Here is a 25601-nt window from a genome sequence, read left to right on the forward strand (position 1 = left end):
TTGGCTGGCCGCCCTTTCATTTGATTCCTATGGATTTGCACATGACGGAACTGGAGCGGGATATCATCCGCGAAATCCTGAATATCGGCCTAGCTCGCGCGGCCGATTCATTCGCGGTTGTCGCCCAGGAAAAGGTGCTGCTGGAAGTACCCAACCTTGATATCGTGTCGGGTAAGACGATTCTGGATAAAGTCCGCGACCTGCAAGCGGGCCACGTCATTATTCAGTCGGATATCCGGGGGGATTTTAACGGAACAACCCTGATGTTCTTTTCCGGCCAGCATGTCCAGCGGCTTTCCCGCGTCTGCTTGCGCATGAGCACCTCTGATTCCACGCAGATTGATGAAATGCAGGAGTCATTGCTGCTGGAAATCAGCAATATCATTACCGGGGCACTGGTAACCCAACTAGCTAACATTCTGAAAGCAAGCATTTACGGGGCGCCACCCACGCACCCGCGTGGCGACATTGCCGATGCCCTGCACAACCTGCTGCTGAACCGGCCCATGGTGCAGCCACTTATTTTCTCGGTTATAACTCAATTCTCGGACAAGGACAACTCAGTTGAGTTACCGCTGATGATCTTCTTCGACCGGGATACTTTTGAGAAAATCCTGGATATCATTCGCACCTACGATTTTATGGGCGGCCAGCAAGCTGGCTAATAAGTCTTCCGGCCGTTGGGCCGGGGCGTTATCAAGCGGCCCTCGCCGCCAGGAATCATGCTCAGAACGGGCGTTGAGACCTGGAAGCGGGGGCTGCTACCTTTTCCGGCTGGTCTTACCTCTCACTTTCACTTCTTTATCAGTATGGCTAATTCTGCGTCCTCGTTGGAACAAAAGCTTGCCGCCTTCGACCCCAATGCCCTCGGTGACTCCGCCGGCGGAATTTACGGTCTACCTTTCACGCCTGAGGAGGCCCAGGTCGTAATCGTACCTGTGCCTTGGGAAGTAACCGTTTCATACCGCGCCGGTACCGCTGAGGGGCCCGAGGCCATCCGAGAGGCGTCCTTGCAGGTGGACCTCTATGACCCCGACTTGCCCAATGCCTGGCAAATGGGCTTGGCCATGGAGGAGCCCGACGAAAAGATTGCCGCCGAGAGCCTCTCTTTGCGCCCTACCGCGGCGGAGTACATCGGCTGGCTGGAGGAAGGCGAGCCTGAAGCAACGCACGGAACGTTCTCCCAGGTGCCTGCCCAAGTCAATCAGCGCGGCCAGGCCCTGCTAGAGTGGCTTAAGCAAAAAACCGGTGCCTTGCTGGATGCCGGCAAAGGGGTAGTAGTGCTGGGTGGCGATCATAGCACGCCTTTAGGTTACTTGCACGCGCTGGCTGAGCGGCATGAAGAGTTTGGAATTCTGCAGATTGACGCGCACTGCGACCTGCGCCCGGCCTATGAAGGCTTTGAGTTTTCCCACGCTTCCATTATGTACAATGCCCTGAAACTGCCACAGGTAAAGAAGTTGGTGCAGGTTGGCATCCGCGACTACTGCCAGCAGGAGGCCGAGTACATTGACCAAAGCAACGGCCGAGTGGCCCTGTTCGCCGACCGGTTTCTGCAGGCTGAAATGCTGGGGGGGAAGTCCTGGAAGAAGGAGTGCAAAAAAATCATTGCCCAGCTGCCCCAAAAAGTGTATTTGAGCTTTGATATCGACGGGCTCGACCCCAAGCTGTGCCCCGGCACAGGCACCCCCGTACCCGGCGGGCTGGAGTTTGAGCAGGCTCTCTACCTTATTCGGATGGTAGTGCGCTCCGGCCGCACCATCATCGGCTGCGACTTAAATGAGGTGGCACCCGGCGACACGGAATGGAACGCCATTGTAGGCGCCCGGTTGCTTTATCATATGGCCAACTGGATGGGCGTCTCGCAGGGCCGGCTAAAAGCCCGCGCCGTAGAAAAATAGGCTTTTCGTTCGGTAGTTCGAGTTATCAAGCGCCCGCAAAAAAAGTACGGCAAGTGGCTGATTCAGCTGCTTGCCGTACTTTTTTGCGGGCTATGCGTAGAGTAAGCAACTTCCTACTTCCCGTACTGTTCTCTCACCTCAATCCCTCTTCTTACCCTATGGGCTTCATTCTTAAATTCATTCTCACGGCCATTGTTACCTACGTGCTGGCTAAGTTTCTGCCCGGCGCCGACATCAGCGGCATCGGGGACGCGTTTATTCTGGTCATTGTGCTGGCAATCTTGAATGCCATTGTCAAGCCGATTCTGAAAATCATCGGCTTCCCCATTACCATTCTCACGCTAGGCCTATTTCTGCTGGTTATCAATGCTCTGATTGTTATGATAGCCGACTGGCTGCTAGGTGGCTTTAAGCTGGACGGGTTCGTTTCTGCCCTGATCTTCAGCGTTGTGTTGTCGTTGGTTACCTCAGTAATCGATATGGTAACTGACCGGAGCTAAGCTGGTCCTGCTGCTATAAGAAAGCCCGCCTGGACGCGTTCAGGCGGGCTTTCCTATGGTAGCTATTATCTCTGGGCCAGATAAAAAAGATACGGAAGCCAAACGTGCCCGTTTGAGTACGCTCCCGTGAGTAGGGTAGGAGCCGTGAATTAAAGGATTAGTCTAGTGCCAGCTTACCTCGGCGCCAACGGTATCCGGCCCACACTGCTACCCCTAGCAAGAGTGGCCAGATGTAAGAGGCCGCAATGAGGAACATGCTTAACGCCCGCCAGCCAAACCACAAACCGGTTTGCAGTTGGCTGGCTATATCTGCGGCCGGAGTTAGTTCAGTAGCAGGACGCAGCTGGTAGTATGTAAGCTGCAAGGTGGCCAACGTGGCCTGCTCCGTAAGCAGTTGCTTTTCCTGGGCAGAGAACTGTTGGGTGGTCGTGTCAGCGGCGGCGGTAGCGCGGCTGAGCTTAGCTAGTTCGGCGGTAATGTCGCGGGAGGTAAGCTCTTTGCCACGAACGAGTCCCAAGCGCGCCAGCTCCGAGGTGAGAGACAGAAACTGCGCCGACGGAACCCGAATCGTCAGGAGTTGCTGGTGGCGGTCGGCGTCGGTAGTTTCGCGGGCGCTGGTGAGGTAGGCGTTATGGCGCAGTAGGGTTGTATCTAAGTGCGCTGAGGCGGCTGCGAAGTCAGCCACTTCCACCTCCATGGCGCCCTGGTAGATAACTGGGTGACCTGCTACCCGCCACAAGCGGGCAAGTGGTACTTCCGGCGTCGTGGCTTCCGCTGCGGCCGTATTTGTACCAGGAGAGGTGGTAGTAACTTCGGGCACTACCGCGCCGGAAGTAAATATATCTTGCTGCTCGGCTGACTGGGCGCACCCAGCCAGCATCAGCCCCATCAGCGGGAGCAGACGCACATATTTTTTCATCAGATAAAAGAGGAAAGAGTGAGATGAAAAGAGCTGCGCAGCTTCTGCTGATTTATACTGTTACGCCCGGAACGTAACCCGGAGCCAGTATATAACACAACACCGCCCGGCTTCAACGGAAACCGGGCGGTGCGCAATACTTACCGTAAAGCTAGATTTAGAGACGACGAATCTGGGCGCCAAGGGCTGTCAGGCGCTTGTCAATGTTCTGGTAGCCCCGGTCAATTTGCTCCACGTTTTCAATCACGCTCCGGCCCTCAGCCGATAGAGCGGCAATCAGCAGGGCTACCCCGGCGCGAATGTCGGGTGAGGTCATGGTAATGCCGTGCAAACGAGTACGCTTGTCCAAACCAATAACGGTAGCACGATGTGGGTCGCAGAGGATAATCTGGGCGCCCATATCAATGAGCTTGTCCACGAAGAACAAGCGCGACTCAAACATCTTCTGATGAATTAGCACGGTGCCCTTGGCCTGGGTTGCTACCACTAGCAGCACGCTCAGCAGGTCGGGGGTGAGACCGGGCCAAGTGTGGTCCGAGATGGTGAGGATGCTGCCATCGAGGTAGGTAGCAATTTCGTAGTGGTCCTGGGCGGGCACGTAGATATCGTCGCCGCGGAATTCTAGCTGAATGCCCAGCTTACGGAAGGTGTCCGGAATCAGGCCCAGTTCCGGAATCTGGCAGTCTTTGATGGTAATCTCGGAGCCTGTCATGGCCGCGAGGCCAATGAAAGAGCCGATTTCAATCATGTCGGGCAGCATGCGGTGGTCCGTGCCCCCCAGGCGCTCCACCCCTTCAATGGTTAGCAAGTTAGAGCCAATGCCGTTGATATTGGCCCCCATGCGCACCAGCATTTTGCAAAGCTGCTGCAGGTACGGCTCGCACGCCGCGTTATAAATAGTTGTGGTGCCTTCGGCCAGTACCGCGCCCATCACAATGTTGGCGGTGCCGGTAACTGAGGCCTCGTCCAGGAGCATGTAGGCACCGCGCAGGCGACCTTCGGTGTTGATGCGGTAGAAGTCAGTGCCTTCCAACGTGAGCTTGCCGCCTAGCTTTTCCAGACCCAAAAAGTGGGTATCCATGGGGCGCCGGCCAATTTTGTCGCCGCCGGGCTTAGGCAGCTGGCACTTACCGAAGCGGGCCAGCATGGGCCCCAGAATCATAACGGAGCCGCGCAAAGCTCCGGCTTGGGCCACAAACTCGGGGGTGTCGAGGTAGTCCAAGTGCACATCGTCGGCCTGGAAGCGGTAGGTGTCGTTGGCAAGCTTGCCCACCTTCACGCCCATATCACGCAATAGCTCAATGAGCTTGTTCACGTCGCGGATATCCGGGATGTTGGAAATTGTGACGGGCTCATCCGTAAGCAACACGGCGCACAGAATTTGCAGAGCTTCGTTTTTGGCGCCCTGAGGCACAATTTCACCTTTCAGCGACTTGCCGCCGATAACTTCAAAAGAGGCCATTTGTTGGGGAGCTAGTAGCTGATGGCTAGTAGCTGTTAGCTTTTAAAATCAAGAAAAAGAAGCGGGCTTGTAGTTGTTCCTAACTATAAAGCCAATAGCTCTGGCCATTGGCTACTAGCTAAAAACTTACTGCGGGGGTTGCTGGGGTTCCTGGCGGCCTTTTTTACCGCCGCGGCGCTGCTTGTCGCGCCGGTTATTGTTACCGCCGCTTCCTCGGCGCACGTCGCGTTCCTGGCGGGGCTGGGGCACGATAAAGGGCGCGGGCCGGCCACCGGTAGTAAACTCAAACAGGTTCTGGGCATCAACCTGAGCTGGGTCTAGGGTAAGCTGGCCGCCAGAAAGCTCCTTCAGGTGCTTGAGGATGGTGACGTCCTTGGCGTTTTCCTTGTTATGGGAGCGGTACAGAAACTTCATGGTCCGCCCAATAATGATGGTGGCCTGCTCCCGTTCGGTGGCGTCTTCCAGGGTTATGGCTTTCTCGATGAGCTGTTCCACGGCTCGACCGTAGGCCCGTAGCTTGGGGCCTTTGCTGGGGTAAGTTACCCGCTGTGGAGGCGCCATGTTGGCCTGGGCTACCAACGGAAACGGCGCATCAACGTCTAGCTCGCCGTCGGCCATTTCAAACAGATGGTTCCACACTTTCTGTTGCGATTCAGGCTGGTCGCGCAGGGTAGGCTGGATGCGGAAGATGAGCTGCACGATCTGCTGAGCCCGGCGGGTGCGCTCAGTGCGGTCCTCTACGTCGCGCAGTTGCTGCACGAGCTGAAAGGTGCTCTGCCCGTACTCGCGCTGGAGCAACTCGTGTTTATGAAGAGAAGGTAAGGTCATGAAAAATTGTATTCGAAGGGCCAAATATACGCCAAACCTTGCCCCAATGGCATCCTATTTTGCACAGGAAGACCAGCGGCAAGGTTCAGCAGGAATGCATAGCAGGGTAGGGCCGCGCTATCAGCATCTAAAGTAACGCGAATAGGGCAATTTGGGTGCACGGCGCCTAGTATCATTCCAAGCCAAGCGAGGAGTCCGGCGTGACTTCTTACTGCCACCCAGATTCCTTGCTTGGCTTGGAAGGACACAGAAACAGTTAGTGCACCCGCAGTTTGGCAAAGCTCAGAAGCAGCGTTTTCTCCCCAACTTCCTCAAACAGGATAATGGCTTTAACGGAGCCGGCTTGGTCTTCCAGCTTCGTGACCGTCCCGAACCCAAACTTGGGATGCTCCACGCGCTGGCCGGTTTGCAGGTTGCTCGTGTCGGAGGGCTTAAAGTCGGCGGGTGGGGAGTACTTGGTAGCAACAGTTTTGCGCGGGGCCGGCGGCACCAAGTTGCTGCGCCGCTCAAACACGTGCCCAAACGGCGACTCGCCCGGGCCGGCGCTACCCACGGGGCCAGCCGAGAACTTGAAGTCTACGAACTGCGGGTCGATTTCATCCAGGAAGCGGCTTTTTTCGCAGCTACGCAGGTTGCCCCACTGGTAGCGGGAAGTAGCGTAACTCAGCGTCAGCTTCTTCTCAGCCCGCGTAATGGCCACGTAAAACAGGCGGCGTTCTTCTTCCAGGTCGGCCCGGGAGGTAATCATCATTTGCGAAGGAAACAGGTTTTCCTCCATGCCCACAATGTAGACGTTGCGGAATTCCAGGCCTTTGGCCGAGTGAATAGTCATCAAGGTCACCTGCTCGCCTTCGCTCTGGGCGTCTTTGGTGTCGGCGTCGGTTACCAGGGCAATATCCTGCAGGAAGGAGGCCAGCGTCTTATCCTCCCGCTCGGGGTCTTCCACGAAGGCCTTGATGCCATTGAGCAGTTCCTGAATGTTCTCGTAGCGGGAAAGGCCCTCAATGCTCTTGTCGGCGTACAGGTCCTCGATCAGGCCCGAGTTCTTGGCAATAAACTTGGCCGCCTCAAAGGCATCATCTTTGGCCGCTACCGCCGTGTAGGCCTTGATCTTCTCGGCAAAATCCACAATCGGGTTGGCCGCCCGGGCGGGCAGGAACTGGTCGGCGTTGGCTACTACCTCCCAAATAGTGTGGTTTGATTCCTCGGCCGCGTTAATGAGCTTGGCAATGGTTGTGTCGCCGATGCCACGCTTGGGGTAGTTAATCACCCGACGCAGGGCCTGCTCGTCGTTGGGGTTTACCGTCAGGCGTAGGTAGGCCACCAAGTCCTTGATTTCCTTGCGCTGGTAGAAGGAGAGGCCCCCAACAATCTTGTACTTGATATTGAGCTTGCGCAAAGATTCCTCCATGGCCCGGCTCTGGGCGTTGGTGCGGTAGAGGATGGCAAAGTCATCGTAGGACAAGTGGTGGTTCATCTTGTCTTCGTAGATGCTGTTGGCTACCAACTTGCCTTCCTCGTTGTCGGAAGCGGCCTTGAATACCTCAATCAGCGGGCCTTCCTCGTTATCCGAGAAAACGTCCTTGCGCAGCTGGGCCTGGTTGTTTTTGATAACCGAGTTGGCTGCGCGCACAATGTTTTTGGTGGAGCGGTAGTTTTGCTCCAGCTTAAATACCTGCAGCTCAGGATAATCCTTTTCGAAGTTGAGAATGTTCTGAATATCGGCGCCCCGGAAGGCGTAGATGCTTTGCGCGTCGTCGCCCACCACGCAGATGTTGCGCTCCTTGGCCGCCAGCTTGCGCGCAATTAGGTACTGGGAGTAGTTGGTATCCTGGTACTCGTCCACCATCACGTACCGGAACATGTTCTGGTACTTGTTCAGCACGTCGGGGTGGTCCTTGAACAGCACGTTGGTTTGGTAGAGCAAATCGTCGAAGTCCATGGCTCCGGCCTTGAAGCAGCGGTTGGCGTACTGCTGGTAAATAACGCCCAGCTTGGGCCGCAACGCCGCCTCGTCGTCCTGCCGAATCACGGGGTCGTTGAGGTACTGCTGCACCGAAATCAGCTTGTTCTTGGCGGCCGAAATCCGGCCCAACACCATGTTCGGCTTGTAGAGCTTATCGTCCAGCTCCAGCTCCTTGAGGATTTGCCCAATCAGGGTTTTCGAGTCCTGGGTATCGTAGATAGTGAAGGAGCGGGGGTAGCCAATCTTGTCGGCTTCGGAGCGCAGAATACGCGCGAAGATGCTGTGGAAAGTGCCCATCCACAGGTTTTTAGCGTTCGGGCCCACTACCTTCTCGATGCGGGCGCGCATTTCCTTGGCCGCCTTATTGGTAAAGGTCAGGGCCAGGATGTTGAACGGGTCCACCCCTTTTTCCAGCAGGTGGGCAATGCGGTACGTAAGCACGCGGGTTTTGCCGGAGCCCGCGCCGGCTATAATCATGCAGGGGCCTTCGGTGTGCAGCACGGCCGCCGCCTGCGAGGGGTTCAATAATGCGTGATAATCCAGTGCCATGCGTGTCAGTCAGATCGGAAACTAAGCTTTTTGGCTTGTTAGCAAAGGTAGGGCTTTCGGCTGGGGTAGCGAAACCGAATGTCGGCCCCGTAGAAGCAGCCTACACCCCGAAAAGTACTAACCGCAACGTGCGGCATTTGGTGCGCGGCGGCCCAATTATCACCCGCAAAAGCGCCGGCTGTATCTTCGCGGCGTGAATTCTGCCGCTGCTACCTCCGCTTCGCCCGCCGTGTTTCCCATTTCGTTGCTGTGCCTGTCCGGGAGCTGGGGCGGATTGGAGCTAAACACCGTCCGGTTTGCCGACTGGATGCGGCAGCGGGGCTGGCCCGTGCAGGTTATTACCCTGGCCGGTTCGCCCATTGCCGCCCGCGCCACCGAGCTGAAGCTACCGGTAGCCCTGCTGCGCAATCCGTGGAAGGCACTTGACGTACCGGCCGCCGGCCGACTGGCGGCCCTGCTGCGCAGCTTCGGAACTCAGGTGCTCATCGTCACGCGCAACGGCGACCTGGGCTTAGCGGTGCTCTGCAAGACCTTGCGGTTGCCACAGCTGCGGGTAGTGTACCAGCAGCACATGCAGTTGGGCCTGGCCAAGCGGGGCGTTGTGCACACGCTACGCTACCGCGCCCTGGACGCCTGGCTTTCCCCGCTGCCCGGCCTGGCCCGGCAGGTGCTGGAGAAAACGCGCTTCCCTGCCGCGCGCCTGCACGTGGTTCCGCTTGGTATTGAGCTGGAAAAGTTTGCTGATGCTCGCCTAACCCAAGCTCAGGCCTGGCAGCAGCTTGGCCTAGTGCTACCGCCCGGCGCGGTGCTGCTCGGCGTAATCGGCCGCCTCGATGACGGGAAGGGCCAGGATTTTGTGGTGGAAGCCTTGGGGGCGTTACACGCGCGGCACCCGTACCTACATGTGCTGTTCGTGGGTGAATCGACGCGCAACGAGGGCAATGCGTACCAGGAGGCCGTGCTGGCGCGGGTACAGCAGTTGGGCCTGTCGGAGGTTGCGCACTTGCGCCCGTTCACGCTGCAGCCCGAGGTAGCCTACCGCGCCCTTGATATTTCCATTACAGCCTCCGTGAATGAAACCTACGGCATGGTAACCATTGAGGCCATGGCCACGGGCCTACCCGTTGTGGCTTCGGCGGCGGGTGGCACCCTAGAGATTGTGGAAGACGGCCGCACGGGCCTATTATATCCGCTGCGTAACCAGGCCGAGTTCTGCGCTGCTATTGAGCGGGTCCTGCGGGAGCCGGAGCTGGCCGCTACCTTGGGCCGGCAAGCCCAGACCGAGGCCCTGACTACCTATTCCCACCACCGCCAGTGTGCGCTGACGGAAAAGGTGCTGCACGGCCTGGGGTAAATCTGGTATCTTTGAGGATTATTTGCCTGCTCAGCGCGGCACTGGAAACGCTACGGATTTGTTAGCGCCCCACGGCCCCGAAAACCTGAGCCCGCCGCCCCCACCATGATTCAGATTCAGAATACCCTTATTTCCGACGACGTTCGGGATAATTTCTTTGTGTGCAACCTGGAAGCTTGCAAGGGCGCCTGCTGCGTGGAAGGCGACCTGGGCGCCCCCTTGGAAGACGAGGAGTTGCAAATCCTGCACAATGAGTACGAGGCCATCAAGCCCTTCCTAACCGAAGCCGGCCGCCAAGCCATTGAGCAACAGGGCCTCTACATCAAGGATTGGGAAGGCGACTACAGCACGACTACCATTAACGACCGGGAGTGCGCTTACGCCCTCTACGATGAGCGGGGTATTCTAAAGTGCGGCATTGAAGATGCTTGGCGAGCTGGGGCCACCTCGTTCAAAAAGCCCATTAGCTGCCACCTGTACCCCATTCGCGTTACTAAGTACGAGGGCTTCGAAGCCCTGAACTACGACCGGTGGAGCATCTGCTCACCCGCCTGCTCCTTCGGGGCAAACCTGGGCGTACGGGTGTACCAATTTCTGCGGGAGCCGCTCATTCGCAAGTACGGTGAGCAGTGGTACGGTGAGCTGGTGCAGGAAATTGAGCAGGGCAGCGCGCAGGTTGGGTAGGCGGTTGCTCGCTAGAACTGTACAGCAGTCCGCCATCAAGCAGATAATGCAGAAGTAAAAGGCCGACTGCGCAGTCGGCCTTTTTAGTACTTTAAGTTTCTACGTAACCCGTTTTCGGCATGGAGGAGATGTACGTTAGTGAAAACTTAAGTGCCGCACAGATTCAGCAGTTCCTGCAGACAGCAATGCCAGGGCTTACCGCATTTCCTTGGGAGATGTTGCTGGGGGAGGAAGAGCCGATGGAATTTGACTCGCGCAACCCCACCCATATCTTCTTTGAAACCACGGAATCGGAGGTTCCACAGTTTCCGCAGCATGTGGCTATTTACCGGACGCCGACCAAAGATGAGGAAGCCCGGTCTTTGTGGTTGGCGCAGTCATTATCGGAGCAATTTCAGCTTAATGTGCTAGTACCATTTACCCACCCTGAGAAACCGCATTACCCGTTTTATGACATCGTGTTTCAGCAAGGCGTGAGCTACCTAGCCGATGATAGCGCTACCGAATTTGGTGAGCCGGATGCCAAACCCGTCCGGTTGCTAGGGCCGTATCCATTGCTAAAAGCCGGATTTGATGCCTTCGGTAGGTTGATTGCAGACATACCTGCATAAAAAAGCCAGCGGTACGCTGGCTTTTTTACGTTCGTAAGCTGAGGTTCTTATGGCTACTAGTCAGCGTAGAAGAGGCCTGCTGTGATTAGGAGCCCACACACAAGAGCTACGAGCCAACAGTAGTAAGTTGCTGTAGCCGCTGGCATTGGTACCGGCGTAGTTTACCGGTTTTATTGGTGAACGTGGCGCTCTGAAAGGGTAGAGCAGTGCCTTTTGTGCGGGTAAAAAAGAAGGGCTACCCGCGAACGGATAGCCCTTCTCTATGCTGCTTGCAGAAACGCTTATAGCTCCGAAAAATCAAAGGAGGTTTCCAAGAACTTCGTGGTGAAGTCACCAGCCTTAAACTGCGCATTGTCCATTAGGCGCAAGTGGAAAGGAATCGTGGTCTTCACGCCCTCCACTACAAACTCCGACAAAGCCCGCTTCATCTTCACAATGCACTCCTCGCGGGTTTGGGCCACGGTGATGAGCTTGGCAATCATGGAGTCGTAGTTGGGCGGAATCTGGTAGCCTGCGTACACGTGCGTATCTACGCGCACGCCGTGGCCGCCGGGAATGTGCAGTACCGTGATTTTGCCGGGCGAAGGACGGAAGCCGTTGGCGGGGTCTTCGGCATTGATGCGGCACTCCATGGCGTGCATCTTGGGGCCGTAGTTGTTGCCTGTAATTGGGATGCCAGCCGCTACCTTGATCTGTTCCTTGATCAGGTCGTAGTTGATAACTTCCTCCGTCACGGGATGCTCCACCTGAATGCGGGTGTTCATCTCCATGAAGTAGAAGTCCCGGTTTTTGTCGACCAGAAACTCAATGGTCCCTACGCCTTCGTAGCCGATGGCCGCGGCGCCAGCAATGGCGGCCTGGCCCATTCGCTCTCGCAGCTCGTCGGTCATGAAGGGCGAGGGCGCTTCCTCTACCAGCTTTTGGTGGCGGCGCTGAATCGAGCAGTCGCGCTCAGAAAGGTGGCAAACGTGGCCGAACTGGTCGCCGCACACCTGAATTTCAATGTGGCGGGGCTCCTCCACAAACTTCTCCAGGTACACGCCGTCGTTGCCGAAAGCGGCTTTGGCCTCGGTGCGGGCATCGTTCCAGGCTTTCTCGAACTCCTCTTCGGAGTTGATAATTCGCATACCGCGGCCACCGCCACCGGCCGTAGCCTTCAGGATAACCGGGTACTTAATCTTGGCGGCGACCTTTTTGCCCTGCTCCACTGAGTCGAGCAAGCCCACGGAGCCGGGGATACACGGCACACCGGCCGCAATCATGGTTGCCTTGGCCGAGGCTTTGTCACCCATCTGGTTAATCATCTCGGGCGAGGCCCCGATGAACTTGATGCCATTTTCTTGGCACACGCGCGAGAATTCCGCGTTTTCCGACAGGAAGCCGTAGCCGGGGTGAATGGCGTCGGCGTTGGTGATTTCGGCGGCGGCAATCAGGGTAGGAATGCTCAGGTAGCTCTGGGCAGAGCTAGGGGGGCCAATGCATACGGCCTCGTCGGCGAAGCGCACGTGCAGGCTTTCCTTATCAGCAGTCGAGTACACGGCTACCGTCTTGATGCCCATTTCCTTACAGGTCCGAATTACGCGCAGCGCAATTTCGCCCCGGTTGGCAATTAATATTTTCTTGAACACAGCTTCATCAATTAAAAATTAAAAATGAAGAATTAAAAATTGGAACCGCGCGGCAGCTAGTAACCTTAGCGCGGTCCATTCTTAATTTTTAATTCTCAATTTTTAATTGCTCTACATCGGCTCAATTAGGAACAGGGGCTGGTCGTACTCCACGGGCGACGCATTTTCCACCAGCGCCTTCACCACGCGGCCCGACTGTTCAGCCTCGATTTCGTTGAAGAGCTTCATGGCTTCGATGATGCAAATCACCTGGCCTTTCTCCACCAAGTCGCCTACCTGTACAAAAGCGGGCGAATCGGGGCTGCTGCTGCGGTAGAACGTGCCAATCATCGGCGACTTCAGGGGCGAGTAGTTACCACCGGCTGCTTCAGCGGGCGCTGCCGGGGTAGGCGCGGCGGCAGGAGCAGGGGCCGCGGGGGCGGCGGCAGGAGCTGGTGCGGCTACGGGAGCCGGGGCCGGCGCGGCGGCTACGCTACCGCTTACCACTTTCGTGTTAGGCTCGCGCTGCACCGAGATTTTAAACTCCTCGGTTTCGATGTTGACTTTGTTCAGACCCGACTTGGCAATGAAGTCGATGAGCTCTTGTAGTTCTTTGGCTTTCATGGGGGCGGCGGTGGGCTTGTTGGGCTGCTTACTTGACTCTTTCGACATAGGAGTAGTCGCTGGTCTTGATGCGAATTTTGGTGTCGGTATCAATGAAAAGCGGCACCTGAATCCGAGCCCCCGTCTCCACGATGGCGGGCTTGAGGGTGTTGGTGGCCGTGTCGCCCTTGAGGCCGGGCTCGGTGTAGGTTACTACTAGCTCTACCGTCGTTGGTAGTTCGGCCGTGAGGGGCTGCTCGGTTTCGGCGTGGAAGAGGATAGTAACTACCTGGCCTTCCTTCATGATGTCGGCGAAAGGCACCATGGCCTCGGGCAGCACTACCTGCTCGAACGACTCATTATCCATGAAAGTAAAGCCGTAATCGTCCTTGTACAGGTACTGATGGGGACGCTGCTCCACGCGGGCAGTTTCCACTTTCACCCCGGCGTTGAAGGTATTGTCGATTACGCGGCCGGTTTTGATGTTGCGGAGCTTGGTACGCACGAAAGCCGGGCCTTTGCCAGGTTTTACGTGCTGGAATTCGGTGATGACGTGCAACTCGCCGTTGTAGTTCAGAACGAGCCCGTTGCGAAAGTCTGCGGTCGTGGCCATGGTGGGAGGAAAGAATTAGAGAGGGAAAATAAGGTGAAGAGCGGCCGGAAACGGCCGGTTCCGGCCCGAATCTTCAACTGTCAGAAAGTGAGTTACTCGGGTGGAAATGCAACGTGCCGCCCCGGAAAGATGGCGGGACGGCACGTCGGGAGTGCAAGTATAGAAGTTTTTCCGCTTGCGGGCCGCCAATTTAGGCTGCCGTAGGATCGGGCTTGGGGTCGTAGGCCCATTTCAGGTACAAAGACCCCCAGGTAAAGCCCCCACCGAACGCGGCAATAATCAGGTTATCGCCCTTGCGCAGCTGCGACTCGTAGTCGGCCAAACACAGAGGAATGGTGCCGTTGGTCGTGTTGCCGTACCGGTGAATGTTGAGCATTACTTTTTCGGGGCCAATGCCCACGCGGTTGGCCGTGGCATCGATAATGCGCTTATTAGCCTGGTGGGGCACCAGCCAGTCAATAGTATCAGGATTCAGGCCGTTGCGGTCCGCTACCTGGGCGGCTACATCGGCCATGTTCTTCACGGCGAACTTGAACACCGCGGCGCCTTCCTGGTGCACAAAATGCTCCCGGTTGGCTACCGTCTCGGCGGATGGGGGGCGCCGGGAGCCACCGGCTTTTTGGTGCAGGTACTGCTCGCCGCTACCATCCGAGTGCAGCTCCTGATCTAGCAGGCCCAGGCCTTCGGTGTTGGGTTCCAGCAAAACAGCCCCAGCCCCGTCGCCGAAAATGATGCAGGTAGCGCGGTCCGTGTAATCAATAATGCTCGACATCTTATCGGCGCCTACCACAATTACCTTTTTATAGGTACCGGTAGCAATAAACTGGGAGCCCGTGGCCAGGGCGTACATAAAGCCCGAGCAGGCTGCCTGCATATCAAAGCTAAACGCCTTGGTAGCACCTACAGCCGCCGAAATAATGTTGGCCGTAGCCGGAAATACCAAGTCCGGGGTGGTGGTAGCGCAGATGATAAGGTCGATGTCCGCAGCCTTGTTGCCCGTTTTGGCTAGTAGCTGCTGCACGGCCTTTACGCCCATCACGGAAGTGCCCTGGTCTTCCCCCTTCAGAATATGGCGCTCCTTAATCCCGGTTCGGCTCATAATCCACTCGTCGGTCGTGTCGACCATGGTTTCGAGCTCTTGGTTTGTAAGCACGTAGTCGGGCACGTAGGAGCCGACTCCGGTAATGGCAGCGGTAATCTTCATTAGGGAGAAAACGGAAAACGCGGCAAAGGAAAAGTCCGGCTCGGCGGCCGGACTTACAGTCGCTTTTAAGACTTGAAGGTGTTTTTTATCTGGTCAGCAATGCCTGAGCTGGCCATTTGGTAGCCTTGCAGCAGCATGTTGCAAATAGCTAGGGGCGTGCTTACCCCGTGCCCAATAATGGCGTTATCGTTGATGCCCAGAATGGGGGAGCCTCCTACCGCTTCGTAGTTGAAGTGGTCGAGGAAAGGGTCGTGAATGCCTTTATCGGCAATGATGTCGTACACGGATTCCGCCATCTTCAGCACCACGTTCCCCGTAAAACCGTCGCAGACGATGACGTCGGCCTTGTCATTGAATAGGTCGCGCCCTTCGATGTTGCCAACAAAGTGGATGTGGGGATTCACCTTCAGCAGTTGGTGAGCAGCTTGGGTAATGGCAGTGCCTTTGCCTTCCTCTTCCCCCAAGTTCATCAGCCCAACTTTCGGCTTGTTGATGCCTAGCACATACTGCGCGTACAGGGAGCCAAGCTCGCCGAACTGCTCCAGCATTTCGGGCTTACACTCGGCATTGGCCCCTACATCGAGCATGATGCCCATGCCGCCGTGTAGCTTCGGGACAAAGTTGGCAATGGCGGGTCGCATCACGCCCGGTACGGCTTTCACGCTGAACATAGCGCCTACCAGCATGGCCCCCGTGTTACCAGCCGAGCAAAAAGCCTCGACTTCACCCGTTGCCAGCAAGCGGTAGCCTACGGCAATGCTGGAGTCCTGCTTCTGCTGATAAGCTTTGGCCGGGTGCTCGCCCATGTCAATAATTTGGGAAGCAGGCACTACTAGCAGGTCGGCAGCATCGGGGCCGTGCTGCGCCAGCAAGGGGCGCACGGCATCTTCCTGGCCAATGAGCACTATCTGGGCCTTGCCCGCCAGCTGTTTGGCGGCCAGTATGGCCCCATCGACGGCGGCCTGAGGAGCAAAATCGCCCCCCATTGCGTCCAGGGCTATCTTCATGAACGGGAAATCAAAGAGGTCCGGGAGAGAATCCTTGGGAAGGGCCGAATCCCCGACCCCAGCTTTCCTGAGGAAGCCAGAGGCCGGGAATAGTATATTAGGCCCCACCGCAAGGCGGGTAAGCTGCTAACGCGCGACTATTCTTCGTCGTTGTCGGTAGCGGCCGGAGCGGCTACGGGAGCGTAGTCTTTGATGGCTACTTTACCGTTCAGGTACAGGTCACCGTCTACTACGTAGGCTTTGTGACGCAGGTGCAACTCGCCGGTAGTGGAGCAAACCGAAACGGCTTTAGGAGTCAGTTTGTAGTGGCTACGACGCTTGTCGCGGGTAGCGGAGGAGGTCCGGCGCTTAGGATGTGCCATTTCTGAAAAAAATTAAGAATGAAGAATTGAGAGTGAGGAATTAGGCGAAAGACGGGGCCTAATTAAGATTACGCAGCGCATTCCAGCGCGGGTCGATGCCGTCGTTGTCATCATCTTCCTTGTCGCCTTCGGGGCGGGTAGTGAAAATGAGTTTGGCGTCGGCTTCGGGGTTTTCATCGGGCTCATTCTGGAAGCGCGGGTGCAGCTTCTTCATGGGCAGGGCCAAGCCAATGTAGTCGAAGAGGTGTTGAGCCAGGGGCAGAGTCTGCGTATCGGGCGTGATTTGCAGCACGTTGTCGTCCAGTTCCTGATTCTGGTCGCCGAAGCGAACCAGCAACTGCTCGTGTGCTTCCACCTCCTGGTCGTACTCGTCCAGGCTCCGGTCGCAGATTTGACGCACAGTGCCGTGCAAGTCAAAATCCACGGTGATGAGCCGCTCCGTTTTGGTTAGCGTCACATCAGCGTGCACCTGACCTTCGGGAATGAGTTGCTGATCAAACTGCTCAAAAAAAGCCTTGTCCAGCTCGAACGCAAAGTGATGCGTTTTATCGGCTAGCTTGGCAATATTAATGTCGTATTGGGCGTCCTTTTTCACGGCTAGTTTGTAGCAGGGGGCAAAAGTAGAAAGTTTTCCCCGTTTTGTAAAAGCAGTTGCGGGGTAGGGCAGTGAGCTAGGCGTTCTTGAGGATAAAATCCGGCGGAATATCCAGCCGCTCATACAAGCGTTTCGCCAAGTCGAGCGTCACGCGGCGTTTGCCATTCAGTATCTGCGAAAGACGTCCCGCTGGTACTTCCAGCAACTGCGCTAGCTCTTTCTGCTTGAGGCGCATCTGTTGGCGCTTCAGTTCTATCATCTCCGCCAGGGAGGTAGGCAGGTTAGGAATGGGTAGCAGCCCGAGCTTGCCTTCGTAGGTATCCAGGGCCGCAATCAACTCCCGAAACTCTGCCTCCAACGCGGCATTTCCCTCCACGCCTGCCGCTACCAGCGCGTCGAGGCGGCGCAGGGCAGTACGGTAGTCGGTGGGAGTGTGCAGCGTCATGAAACGGGGTAAAAGCAGAACGGAACCGAAGTGGCTCCGCTGATTACAGTTGCAAACTTACAGCGTAATTTTAAAAACACAAAGTAAATTTCGATTTTGAAAAGAATGTTTCACTATAGACTTTTTGCTTGTTTGCTATATTTTGTATTTAAAAGTCTGATAAGCAAATCTTTAATTATTAAAAAAGACCGTTTTCGCCAATTGGTACAACTGGGAGGTAGCTACCAAAATGCCGTTGTGTAAAGCATTCTATGCTTAAGCTATTAGGGAAAAAAGCGGCCATCATTCCTACTGGAAACGATGGCCGCTCTTCTTATAAAGAACCTAAAGGTTACTCGTGGCGGCCGCCGCGCGGGGCCGGGCCCGGTACCAAGGGTACAATATCGGCTAGGGCTTTGCGCTGCCGCACTAAGTCGCAGGCCATGTAGAGCGCTTCGCGGAAGGAGGTTTCGTCGGCTTTGTACTGGCCGGCTAGCCCGTAGGCGGTGCCGTGGTCGGGGGAGGTTCGGATGACGGGCAGCCCGGCCGTGAAGTTGACGCCCCGCTCGAAGGCAATGGTTTTAAACGGAATCAACCCTTGGTCGTGGTACAAGGACAGGGTGGCATCAAACTGCCGGAACTGCGCCGTGCCGAAGTAGCCATCGGCGGGAAAGGGGCCGTACACCAGGTGGCCTTCGTTCTGAAACTGCCGCAGTACGGGCATTACAACGTCGGCCTCTTCGGAGCCAAGCAGGCCGTTTTCGCCCGCGTGGGGGTTCAGTCCTAGCACAGCCACGCGCGGCTTCTCAATGCCGAAATCCTGCTTAAGCGAATGGAGCAAGATGCGCAGTTTGGTGGTGAGCAGCTGCTGAGTAACGCGGCCCGGTACGTCTTTGAGCGGAATATGACCCGTAACGGTAGCCACGCGCAGGTCTTCGCTAGCGAGCAGCATCAGGCTTTCTTTGGCGCCGAAAAAAGACGTCAGAAACTCGGTGTGGCCGGGGTAGCGGAAGTCATCCGACTGGGTATTCTCCTTGCTGATGGGGGCGGTTACCAGGGCATCGAGCAGGCCGGCCTTCAGGTCGCGGGCGGCGGCCAGCAGGCTTTGCCGGGCAGCGGTACCACTGGCCGTGCTCGGTTGGCCGGGCGTGAGGGTGAAGTCTTCATCCCAGCATGTAACAGCGTTGTGCTTGCCCGGGGCAATATCGGCCGCTTCCCGCACCTGTCGGAAGGTAAGCGGCTCGTGGGTAGCGTCGGCAGGGAAGTCGTCGAAGAGCACCGTGGCCGTACCGTACACAACAGGCGTGCAATACTTGAGCAGGCGCTGATCAAGGAAGGTTTTATAAATGATTTCCGGTCCAATGCCGGCTAGGTCGCCGACGGAAATGCCAATGCGTGGAAGCATTTGTGGGGGTAATGAGGTGATGAAGGCGGTAGAGGAAAGTTGTTAGTTCAGCCGGTCACACCGGGCGGCGCGAGAAATCGTGCGCGCTGCTTACTGCATAGCAAGCAACAACAGAAGGTTTCTCGCGCCGCCCAAAACGGCGTGCTATTACTAACGTGGTATTACGCCCGGTTTTTCAGAAACTCGTAGGTGAGGCGCACGGCTGCGCCCGTACCGCCTTTGCCCCGGTAAGAATCGGGGGCGGTTAGGAAGGCGGGGCCGGCAATATCGAAGTGAACCCAGGGGTAGCCTTCGGTGAAGCGCTCCAGAAACTTGCCCGCGGAAATGGCCCCGGCCTCAGCTTTGCCCAGGTTGCTGATGTCGGCAATGCTGCTCTTGATGTGGTCGGCGTACTCGTCCCAGAGGGGAAACTCTACCAGGCGTTCGTGGGTAGCGTGGCCGGCCTGCTTGAGGGCGCTCATGGTTTGCTCCGCGGCCGTGCCCATGTACACAATGCCCTCCACGCCAATGGCCCGCACGGCCGAGCCGGTTAGGGTGGCGTAATCGAGTACCAGTTCGGGGTCGTACTTTTTGGCAAAAGCCAGGGCGTCAGCTAGAATCAGGCGGCCTTCGGCGTCGGTATTCAGGACTTCCACGGTCAGGCCGCTGTACATCGTGATGACGTCGCCGGGAGCCAGGGCCGGACCGCCGGGACGGTTGTCGGTGGCCGGCACCAGCCCGATAACGTGCAGAGGCACCTGGTTTTTGGCCAGGGCCGCCAGCACGCCGACTACTACCGCCGAGCCGGCCATGTCGCACTTCATCAAATCCATGCTGTTGGGTGTGGGCTTGAGGCTAAGGCCGCCAGTATCAAACACTACCCCCTTGCCCACCAGTACAATGGGCTTGGCGTTGGTAGCGCCTTCCGGTTTGTACTCCATAATAGTGAAGGTAGGCGGCTCGGGGCTACCCTGATTGACGGCCAGCAAGCCGCCCATGCGCAGGGCCTCAATCCGAACCAAGTCCAGTACTTCCACGTGGAAACCCGCCTCGTCGCCGACCTGCTTGAAGCGCTGGGCCAGCTGGGTAGCGTTGAGGTGGCTGTAGGGCATGTTGACCAAGTCGCGGGCTAGGTATACGCCTTGCAGCACGTAGTCCAGTTCCTGTACCTTCTCGGCTGTCAACTCAGCGCTGACTAGGGTTAGCAGTTGCAGGTCAGGGGCTTTCTTGGACTTTTCGTCGGTTTTGTACCCCTCGAACTGATAGGCGGTCAGGGCAATGCCCTCGGCCAAGGGGAGGGCGCCGGAGCTTGTCAGATCGTGAATGAACAGCTCGGGTACCTTGTCCGTCTTGAGGCGGGCGTGGAGCTGGTGGCCGGCTTTGCGCAGCGCTTCGGCGGTAAGGTCCGCGGTTTTCTTCTGCTCGACCACCACATAATAGTGCCGGTGGGTGTACTGGTTGATACCAAATAGCTTTTCCCCGGCGGCTAGCTGAGCGGCCACGTACTGGCGGGCTGGCTCGGGCAAGTCGGCGGCGGCACTGATGGGTAGCTCGGTAGTGCCGGCGGGCAGGATAAATACGGTATCCGCAAAGGAAGGGAAATCGGCGGCGTAGGCGAGGGATAGGGGCATGAGACGAAGTCTGTAAGGCCAGCTACTACCCCTGCTCCGGGCTCCGGGCGCGGAGAAACGGCAGTTGCCGGCGTATCTTTGGGCGTGAAGGTAGCCGATTTGTTCATGAGGAATAAGGAAGTAGCCGTGAGCAGGCCTCACTGCCTTAGATTTTCCTTGTTGCTGTGTGTACTACCGTTCCGGCTTCCTGCTCCTTCTTTCCTCCTCATTTTCCTTTGCCGTGGATTCCGTTAAGGCCAAAAAGCACCTTGGGCAGCACTTCCTGACTGACCCCAACATTGCCCGCAATATTGTGGAGGCCTTGCGCCTGCCTGATGGGGTAGCGGAGGTGCTGGAAATCGGCCCCGGCATGGGCGTGCTTACCCAAACCCTGCTGCAACACCCCGAGTACCGCACCTCGGTGGTAGAAATTGACCGGGAGTCGGTGGCTTACCTGGGGCAACATTTCCCGGCGCTGGAGGGGCGGATTTACTCCCAGGACTTTCTGAAGATGGATTTGGGCAAGCTGTACCCCGGCCAGCCAATCAGCATCATCGGCAACTTTCCCTACAACATCAGTTCCCAGATTTACTTTCAGGTGCTGGCTCACCGCCAGCAGGTGCGCGAGTGCGTGGGCATGATTCAGAAAGAAGTAGCCGACCGCCTCGCCGAGGGGCCGGGTACCAAAACCTACGGCATCCTGAGCGTGTTGCTCCAGGCTTTTTATACTATCGATTACCTGTTCACGGTGCCCCCGCACGTGTTCAGTCCCCCGCCCAAGGTGCAGTCGGCCGTAATTCGGCTCACGCGCAACCAAACCCAGCAGCTGGCCTGCGACGAGAAGTTGTTTTTTCAGGTGGTAAAGCAGGCCTTCCAGACCCGCCGCAAAACCTTGCGCAACGCCCTTAAGCCCTTTGGTATGCCCGCCGAAGCCACCACTGACCCCATCTTCGACAAGCGCGCTGAGCAGCTGAGCGTGCAGGATTTTGTGGGCCTCACGCAGCAGGTGGAGCAGCACAAGCTGTCCTGAAAATGAGGAAGAAGACGGCCGTAGGTTTTTTGCTAACCACTACTTTACTGTTGGGTGTTTTCTTCTGGGCGCTGGGGCAAGATGCAGATGAGGGCTCTTGGGAGCCGCTGGCAGAAGCCCCGAATTTCTATGTCAGAACCGACTACGAGGGCCGCACTACTCTCGGCTACAGTACCCACTGGTGGCAACGGGTAGAGCCACTGGCTGGTGGTTTTCACAATTTTCGACGGGTAAACTGGCAGGTAGTTGGTTATGATGCCGAAAGTGGCTCTCGCGTAACCGTAACAGCAGCGGCCCAGAGCACCGAAAAAGCCTATGCTTCTGTGACTTACACTGAAGATACTATGCGTGCTATACATCCAGCTGCGGAAGAGCATCAGTTTTAATCCTCAGTTTTTCACTACTCAGAATGTCCCTCTGCCTCGTCATCGACGAAATGCACCCGAACCTGCCGGACTTGCTGCAGGATATGGGTATTGAGTTGCATTACCGCCCCGATCTAAAGGCTGCCGAAGTGCCCGCAGCTCTGGCGGCTCACCCCTACAACGGCCTGATGGTGCGCTCCAAAGTGCGCGTTACGCGGGAGCTGCTAGCCCAGGGGCCACACCTGCGCTACGTATGCCGGGCCGGGGCCGGGGTTGATAACATTGATGAGGAGGCCCTGGCCGCGGCCGGCGTAACCCTGCTCAATGCCCCCGAAGGCAACCGCGACGCGGTAGGAGAGTACGCTGTAGGGCTGCTGCTGGCCTTGTTCCGCAACATTGCGCGCGCCGACCGGGAAGTGCGGACCGGAGAGTGGCGCCGCGAGGCCAACCGGGGTGAGGAAATAGGGAGCAAAACCATCGGATTACTGGGCTACGGCCACATGGGCAAGGCCTTTGCCCGGCGCCTGCAGGCCTTCGACTGCACCGTGCTGGCTTACGACCACGACCCCCGCGTAGAAGCCAACCACCACGCTACCCTCGTGAGCCTGCCGGAACTGCAGGCCCGAGCCGAAGTGCTGAGCGTGCACATTCCATACTCGCCGGCCAACCACCACTTCGTGAATGAGGAGTTTCTGGCCGGCTTCCATCAGCCGTTGTGGCTGCTGAACACGGCCCGGGGCGAAGTGCTTGACCATGCGGCCTTGGTGCAGCGCCTGCAAACCGGGCAGCTGCGCGGCGCCGCCCTGGACGTGTTGGAAAACGAAAAGCTGGCTACTCTCAGCCCCGAGCAGCAGGCCCGGTTTGCGTACTTGGCGACGGCCCCGAACGTGGTGCTTTCCCCGCACGTGGGCGGCTGGAGCTTCCAGAGCTACGAGCGTATTAACACGGTACTGGTTCGCAAGCTGCGCGAGTTTCTGGCGGGAAAGTTACCGGCGGCGAGCGGGGTAGCGGAGTAGAAGGGCAGCGGCTGGCAGCGGCTGCTTGCCGTGGTTTGGAATACCGCTTGCGCGGGACCTGCTCGCCGGTTTTTCCCCAACGTTTCGTATATTTGCCTAAACCTGTTCGGGGAGAACGGCCAGCCGCGCTGGCCGTTCTCCTTGTTTTTTGAGCTTACATCACCCCACCATGGCTACCATCAACTATTACACTCCGGAAGGTCTTCAGAAGCTGAAGGATGAGCTGCAGGACCTCAAAATCCGCGGTCGGGCCAAAGCCGCCGATGACCTGCGCGAGGCTCGCGACAAAGGCGACCTGAGCGAAAACGCGGAGTACGACGCGGCCAAGGAAGCGCAGGGCTTGCTCGAACTCAAAATCTCCAAGCTGGAGGAAATTGTCGGCAATGCGCGGCTGCTGGATGAGAGCAACCTGGATACTTCCAAGGTGCTTATCATGAGCAAAGTGAAATTGAAGAACCTGAAAAACAACATGGTTCTGGACTATACCTTGGTAGCGGAAGAGGAAGCTAACCTGGCCGCCGGCAAAATCTCCGTAAAGTCGCCCATTGGCAAAGGCCTGCTGGGTAAGTCGGCCGGCGACACGGCTGAAATCACGGTACCCGCGGGTAAGCTCCAGTTTGAAATTCTGGAAATCAGCCGCTAACGGTGACCTTGTGAAATGGTGAGTTTGTGATTTTCATGAACTTAACAAAAGGGCGAAGCCAGTCGGCTTCGCCCTTTTGCGTTTTGCCGCGTACTTTGAGGCGCCACGCGGCACTGCCGTGGTTTCCACAACTTCGCAACTTCACCACTCACTACCTTCCTCTATGCCTTCTATTTTCTCCCGTATCGTGTCGGGCGAGCTGCCCGCCTACAAGGTTGCCGAGGACGACCAGCACCTGGCGTTTCTGGACATCACCCCGCTGGTGGAAGGCCACACGCTGGTAATACCGAAAAAGGAGGTCGACTACATTTTTGATTTGCCACCCGCCGAACTGGCGGCCCTGCACCAGTTTGCCCAGCGCGTGGCCAAGGGCGTGAAAGCGGCCGTGCCCTGCAAGCGGATTGGAGTGGCGGTAATTGGGCTGGAAGTGCCCCACGCCCACATTCACCTGATTCCGATGAAGCAGGTGGCGGACATGAACTTTGCCAACCCCAAGATAAAGGTGGCCGATGCGCGCATGCAGGAGCTGGCCGCCGCCATTGCCGCCCAAGTGCCCGGCAGCGGTGCAAATAGCTCCACCGCTACGGCCGCCCTCACCAGCCAAGCCCGCCACGCAACCCCCGAAGCCAACGATGCCGCTGCTCCTGCTGCTACCTCCGATGCTACCCTGCACCAGCTCCAGCAGCTAACCCAAGGCCTCGAATACATGAGCGAATCGGAGGCGCCCCTGGAGGCCGTGAGCTACCCCGCGCCGGCCGGTGCCCTAACGGATGCGGCCTTGGCTACGCTGGCCGGTGTGCCCGCTGCTACCCAAGTGGAAAAGCAAGAGCTAACCTACTTCCTGCGCAACCACACCGCCGACAACGGCGTGCTAGGTAACCCCGAGCTGGCCAACCGCTTTAAAGCCCTGCAGATGTACTTGAAGCAGGAACTGAACAACGTGCAGGTTTACCGTTTTGGCAGCGGTCCGCAGGTGCCGGTGCTGGTGCTGGGCGAGGCCGACGGCGATAAGCTGGCGGGCTTTAAAACCGTACTGACAGAAACCTAATCGGGCGTAAAAAGCTGGTGCCTCCATAGTATAGCACGCTGCACAAGATTAGCGGCCAGCCTGGTTAGGGCTGGCCGCTGGTGTTTTACCCTCGAAGCCTGCACCAAGCATTAGTCAACGGCCGAGCGGCGGGCCAGGGCCGCTACTGCTACGCCCATCAGGGCAATCAAGGCAAAGGATACCCGCAAGTTGGTGACGCCGGCTACTAATCCAATAACGGGTGGGCCGAGCAGGAAGCCAGCAAACCCAACCGTAGAAACCGCCGCCAGCGCTACGCCCGGCGACATAGTAGTAGAACGGCCCGCTGCCCCGTACACCAGCGGCACCACCGACGATACGCCCAGCCCCACCAGCATAAAGCCCAGCGTAGCAGGAATAACGCCGGGGAAAGCCACGGCAATGAGCAGGCCAGTGGCTTCCAGCAAACCACTCAGCACCAGCGTGCGCCGGCGGCCGAAGCGGTCCGCAAACCAGTCGGCTACAAAGCGGCCTGCCGCCATAGTGCTCATGAAGGCGGCAAACCCCACGCCCACCAAGTCTTTATCCGCCTGCACAACCTTGCGGAAGTACACCCCACTCCAATCGAACATGGTTCCTTCGCAGAGTAAGGAGCAGAAAGCCAATACGCCCAGCAGCAGCAACGATTTATCGGGAAGTACAAATATTGGGGCGTCCGCTTCCCGGGGCGCGTCGGCGGGCAGCAGGTAGGGGCGGGCCAGAAATACACTACCGATTACCACAGCCGCCACGAGCAGAAAATGGGGAAGGGGTGCAATGGTGTTGCTAATCATGAAGGTGCCCAGCGCCGCGCCGGCAAAGCCTGCCAGGCTCCACAAGCCGTGGAAGGATGCCATGATGGACTTGCCGTAGAGGGCCTCCACGCCCACGGCCTGGGTATTGATGCTGATGTTGGCCATGTTGCTAGCCAGCCCGAACAAGACCAGCGCCCCCATGAGCTGCGGGGTGGTAGTAGCCAGTCCCAGCAGGGGCAAAAACGCCGCGTACAGAAACAGGCCCAGCACCGTAAGTAGGCGGCTACCGAAACGAGCCACCAGCCAGCCCGACAGCGGCAGCGAGGCCATAGACCCCACCGGTACGGCCAGCAGGACGCCTCCCAGCTCGGTATCGGAAAGGCCTAGCTGCTGCTGCACGGTAGGGATGCGCGCCGCCCACGTAGAAAAGCACAGCCCCTGCAGCAGAAACGCGGCGCTTACGGCCAGGCGGTGCGTGCGGCGGGGTCGGAGCAGGGGTGATGTAAGGGGTTGAGCAAGCATAGAAAAGGAGGCCGCTGGTAAGTCAAAAAAACACCCATTACG

26 protein-coding genes are annotated in these 25601 nt (G+C 57.6%); 11 read left to right on the forward strand and 15 right to left on the reverse strand.

What is annotated here, in order from left to right; genetic code table 11:
* Positions 1 to 29 precede the first annotated feature (29 nt).
* The 3 genes from MWH26_RS06760 to MWH26_RS06770 all read left to right on the forward strand — a co-directional run bounded on the left by MWH26_RS06760 (position 30) and on the right by MWH26_RS06770 (position 2401).
* A complete protein-coding gene (locus MWH26_RS06760) occupies positions 30 to 665 on the forward strand; it encodes a chemotaxis protein CheC (protein WP_244695843.1) in 636 nt (211 codons plus the stop codon).
* Positions 666 to 809: 144 nt separating this feature from the next.
* A complete protein-coding gene (locus MWH26_RS06765; RefSeq protein ID WP_247976606.1) occupies positions 810 to 1901 on the forward strand; it encodes an agmatinase family protein in 1092 nt (363 codons plus the stop codon).
* Positions 1902 to 2059: 158 nt separating this feature from the next.
* Complete coding sequence (locus tag MWH26_RS06770; RefSeq protein WP_247976607.1) at positions 2060 to 2401, forward strand: phage holin family protein; 342 nt, start codon at positions 2060 to 2062, stop codon at positions 2399 to 2401.
* 157 nt (positions 2402 to 2558) lie between these two features.
* On the opposite strand, the gene MWH26_RS06775 is transcribed toward MWH26_RS06770, so the two are convergent.
* The 4 genes from MWH26_RS06775 to MWH26_RS06790 form a co-directional block, all read right to left on the reverse strand.
* Positions 2559 to 3320, reverse strand: coding sequence for a DUF4349 domain-containing protein (locus MWH26_RS06775; RefSeq protein ID WP_247976608.1), 762 nt, complete (start codon positions 3318 to 3320; stop codon positions 2559 to 2561).
* 157 nt (positions 3321 to 3477) lie between these two features.
* Positions 3478 to 4782, reverse strand: coding sequence for a UDP-N-acetylglucosamine 1-carboxyvinyltransferase (gene murA / locus MWH26_RS06780; protein ID WP_247976609.1), 1305 nt, complete (start codon positions 4780 to 4782; stop codon positions 3478 to 3480).
* A gap of 126 nt (positions 4783 to 4908) precedes the next feature.
* Complete coding sequence (locus tag MWH26_RS06785; protein ID WP_244695846.1) at positions 4909 to 5610, reverse strand: DUF4290 domain-containing protein; 702 nt, start codon at positions 5608 to 5610, stop codon at positions 4909 to 4911.
* Positions 5611 to 5866: 256 nt separating this feature from the next.
* The gene (locus MWH26_RS06790) at positions 5867 to 8119 is read right to left on the reverse strand and encodes an ATP-dependent helicase (protein WP_244699082.1); all 2253 of its coding nucleotides are present in this window, start codon (positions 8117 to 8119) and stop codon (positions 5867 to 5869) included.
* Positions 8120 to 8318: 199 nt separating this feature from the next.
* On the opposite strand from MWH26_RS06790, the gene MWH26_RS06795 reads away from it, so the two are divergent.
* The 3 genes from MWH26_RS06795 to MWH26_RS06805 all read left to right on the forward strand — a co-directional run bounded on the left by MWH26_RS06795 (position 8319) and on the right by MWH26_RS06805 (position 10774).
* On the forward strand, positions 8319 to 9479 hold the full coding sequence (locus tag MWH26_RS06795; RefSeq protein WP_247976610.1) for a glycosyltransferase family 4 protein: 1161 nt from the start codon (positions 8319 to 8321) through the stop codon (positions 9477 to 9479).
* A 105-nt stretch (positions 9480 to 9584) separates the two neighbouring features.
* Positions 9585 to 10163: a DUF3109 family protein gene (locus MWH26_RS06800; protein ID WP_244695848.1), complete on the forward strand. Its 579-nt coding sequence runs from the start codon at positions 9585 to 9587 to the stop codon at positions 10161 to 10163.
* A 119-nt stretch (positions 10164 to 10282) separates the two neighbouring features.
* Entirely contained in the window at positions 10283 to 10774 is a 492-nt protein-coding gene (locus tag MWH26_RS06805) for a hypothetical protein (RefSeq protein WP_247976611.1), read from the forward strand.
* A gap of 281 nt (positions 10775 to 11055) precedes the next feature.
* Here the strand turns inward: MWH26_RS06805 and accC are convergent, their stop codons facing one another.
* The 10 genes from accC to MWH26_RS06855 all read right to left on the reverse strand — a co-directional run bounded on the left by accC (position 11056) and on the right by MWH26_RS06855 (position 20204).
* On the reverse strand, positions 11056 to 12402 hold the full coding sequence (gene accC / locus MWH26_RS06810) for an acetyl-CoA carboxylase biotin carboxylase subunit (RefSeq protein ID WP_244695850.1): 1347 nt from the start codon (positions 12400 to 12402) through the stop codon (positions 11056 to 11058).
* Positions 12403 to 12513: 111 nt separating this feature from the next.
* Positions 12514 to 13005 carry an acetyl-CoA carboxylase biotin carboxyl carrier protein gene (accB, locus tag MWH26_RS06815; protein WP_244695851.1) on the reverse strand — a complete coding sequence of 164 codons (492 nt, stop codon included), beginning with the start codon at positions 13003 to 13005 and terminating at the stop codon, positions 12514 to 12516.
* 28 nt (positions 13006 to 13033) lie between these two features.
* The gene (gene efp / locus MWH26_RS06820; RefSeq protein WP_244695852.1) at positions 13034 to 13597 is read right to left on the reverse strand and encodes an elongation factor P; all 564 of its coding nucleotides are present in this window, start codon (positions 13595 to 13597) and stop codon (positions 13034 to 13036) included.
* Positions 13598 to 13787: 190 nt separating this feature from the next.
* Complete coding sequence (locus MWH26_RS06825; protein WP_244695853.1) at positions 13788 to 14801, reverse strand: beta-ketoacyl-ACP synthase III; 1014 nt, start codon at positions 14799 to 14801, stop codon at positions 13788 to 13790.
* Positions 14802 to 14866: 65 nt separating this feature from the next.
* Positions 14867 to 15808, reverse strand: a complete 942-nt coding sequence (gene plsX / locus MWH26_RS06830) for a phosphate acyltransferase PlsX (RefSeq protein ID WP_247976612.1) — start codon at positions 15806 to 15808, stop codon at positions 14867 to 14869.
* A 137-nt stretch (positions 15809 to 15945) separates the two neighbouring features.
* On the reverse strand, positions 15946 to 16170 hold the full coding sequence (rpmF, locus tag MWH26_RS06835; protein WP_139922673.1) for a 50S ribosomal protein L32: 225 nt from the start codon (positions 16168 to 16170) through the stop codon (positions 15946 to 15948).
* Positions 16171 to 16228: 58 nt separating this feature from the next.
* Positions 16229 to 16765 (reverse strand): YceD family protein, encoded by a 537-nt coding sequence (locus MWH26_RS06840; protein WP_247976613.1) that lies wholly within the window; start codon positions 16763 to 16765, stop codon positions 16229 to 16231.
* Positions 16766 to 16841: 76 nt separating this feature from the next.
* Positions 16842 to 17210 carry a helix-turn-helix domain-containing protein gene (locus tag MWH26_RS06845; RefSeq protein ID WP_244695855.1) on the reverse strand — a complete coding sequence of 123 codons (369 nt, stop codon included), beginning with the start codon at positions 17208 to 17210 and terminating at the stop codon, positions 16842 to 16844.
* Positions 17211 to 17541: 331 nt separating this feature from the next.
* Positions 17542 to 18594, reverse strand: coding sequence for a 4-hydroxythreonine-4-phosphate dehydrogenase PdxA (pdxA, locus tag MWH26_RS06850; RefSeq protein WP_247976614.1), 1053 nt, complete (start codon positions 18592 to 18594; stop codon positions 17542 to 17544).
* Positions 18595 to 18755: 161 nt separating this feature from the next.
* Positions 18756 to 20204 (reverse strand): leucyl aminopeptidase family protein, encoded by a 1449-nt coding sequence (locus tag MWH26_RS06855; RefSeq protein ID WP_247976615.1) that lies wholly within the window; start codon positions 20202 to 20204, stop codon positions 18756 to 18758.
* A gap of 220 nt (positions 20205 to 20424) precedes the next feature.
* Between MWH26_RS06855 and rsmA the strand changes: the two genes are divergently transcribed.
* From rsmA to MWH26_RS20195, 5 genes are all read left to right on the forward strand, one after another.
* On the forward strand, positions 20425 to 21213 hold the full coding sequence (rsmA, locus tag MWH26_RS06860) for a 16S rRNA (adenine(1518)-N(6)/adenine(1519)-N(6))-dimethyltransferase RsmA (protein WP_247977067.1): 789 nt from the start codon (positions 20425 to 20427) through the stop codon (positions 21211 to 21213).
* 2 nt (positions 21214 to 21215) lie between these two features.
* On the forward strand, positions 21216 to 21599 hold the full coding sequence (locus MWH26_RS06865; RefSeq protein ID WP_247976616.1) for a hypothetical protein: 384 nt from the start codon (positions 21216 to 21218) through the stop codon (positions 21597 to 21599).
* A 23-nt stretch (positions 21600 to 21622) separates the two neighbouring features.
* A complete protein-coding gene (locus tag MWH26_RS06870; protein WP_247976617.1) occupies positions 21623 to 22594 on the forward strand; it encodes an NAD(P)-dependent oxidoreductase in 972 nt (323 codons plus the stop codon).
* 169 nt (positions 22595 to 22763) lie between these two features.
* Complete coding sequence (greA, locus tag MWH26_RS06875) at positions 22764 to 23237, forward strand: transcription elongation factor GreA (protein ID WP_244695860.1); 474 nt, start codon at positions 22764 to 22766, stop codon at positions 23235 to 23237.
* A gap of 163 nt (positions 23238 to 23400) precedes the next feature.
* Complete coding sequence (locus MWH26_RS20195; RefSeq protein WP_311136887.1) at positions 23401 to 24285, forward strand: nuclease A inhibitor family protein; 885 nt, start codon at positions 23401 to 23403, stop codon at positions 24283 to 24285.
* Between the two features lie 110 nt (positions 24286 to 24395).
* On the opposite strand, the gene MWH26_RS06890 is transcribed toward MWH26_RS20195, so the two are convergent.
* Positions 24396 to 25559: an MFS transporter gene (locus MWH26_RS06890; protein ID WP_247976618.1), complete on the reverse strand. Its 1164-nt coding sequence runs from the start codon at positions 25557 to 25559 to the stop codon at positions 24396 to 24398.
* Positions 25560 to 25601: the final 42 nt, after the last annotated feature.

The sequence above is a fragment of the Hymenobacter sublimis genome (assembly GCF_023101345.1).
Taxonomy (GTDB): Bacteria; Bacteroidota; Bacteroidia; order Cytophagales; family Hymenobacteraceae; genus Hymenobacter; species Hymenobacter sublimis.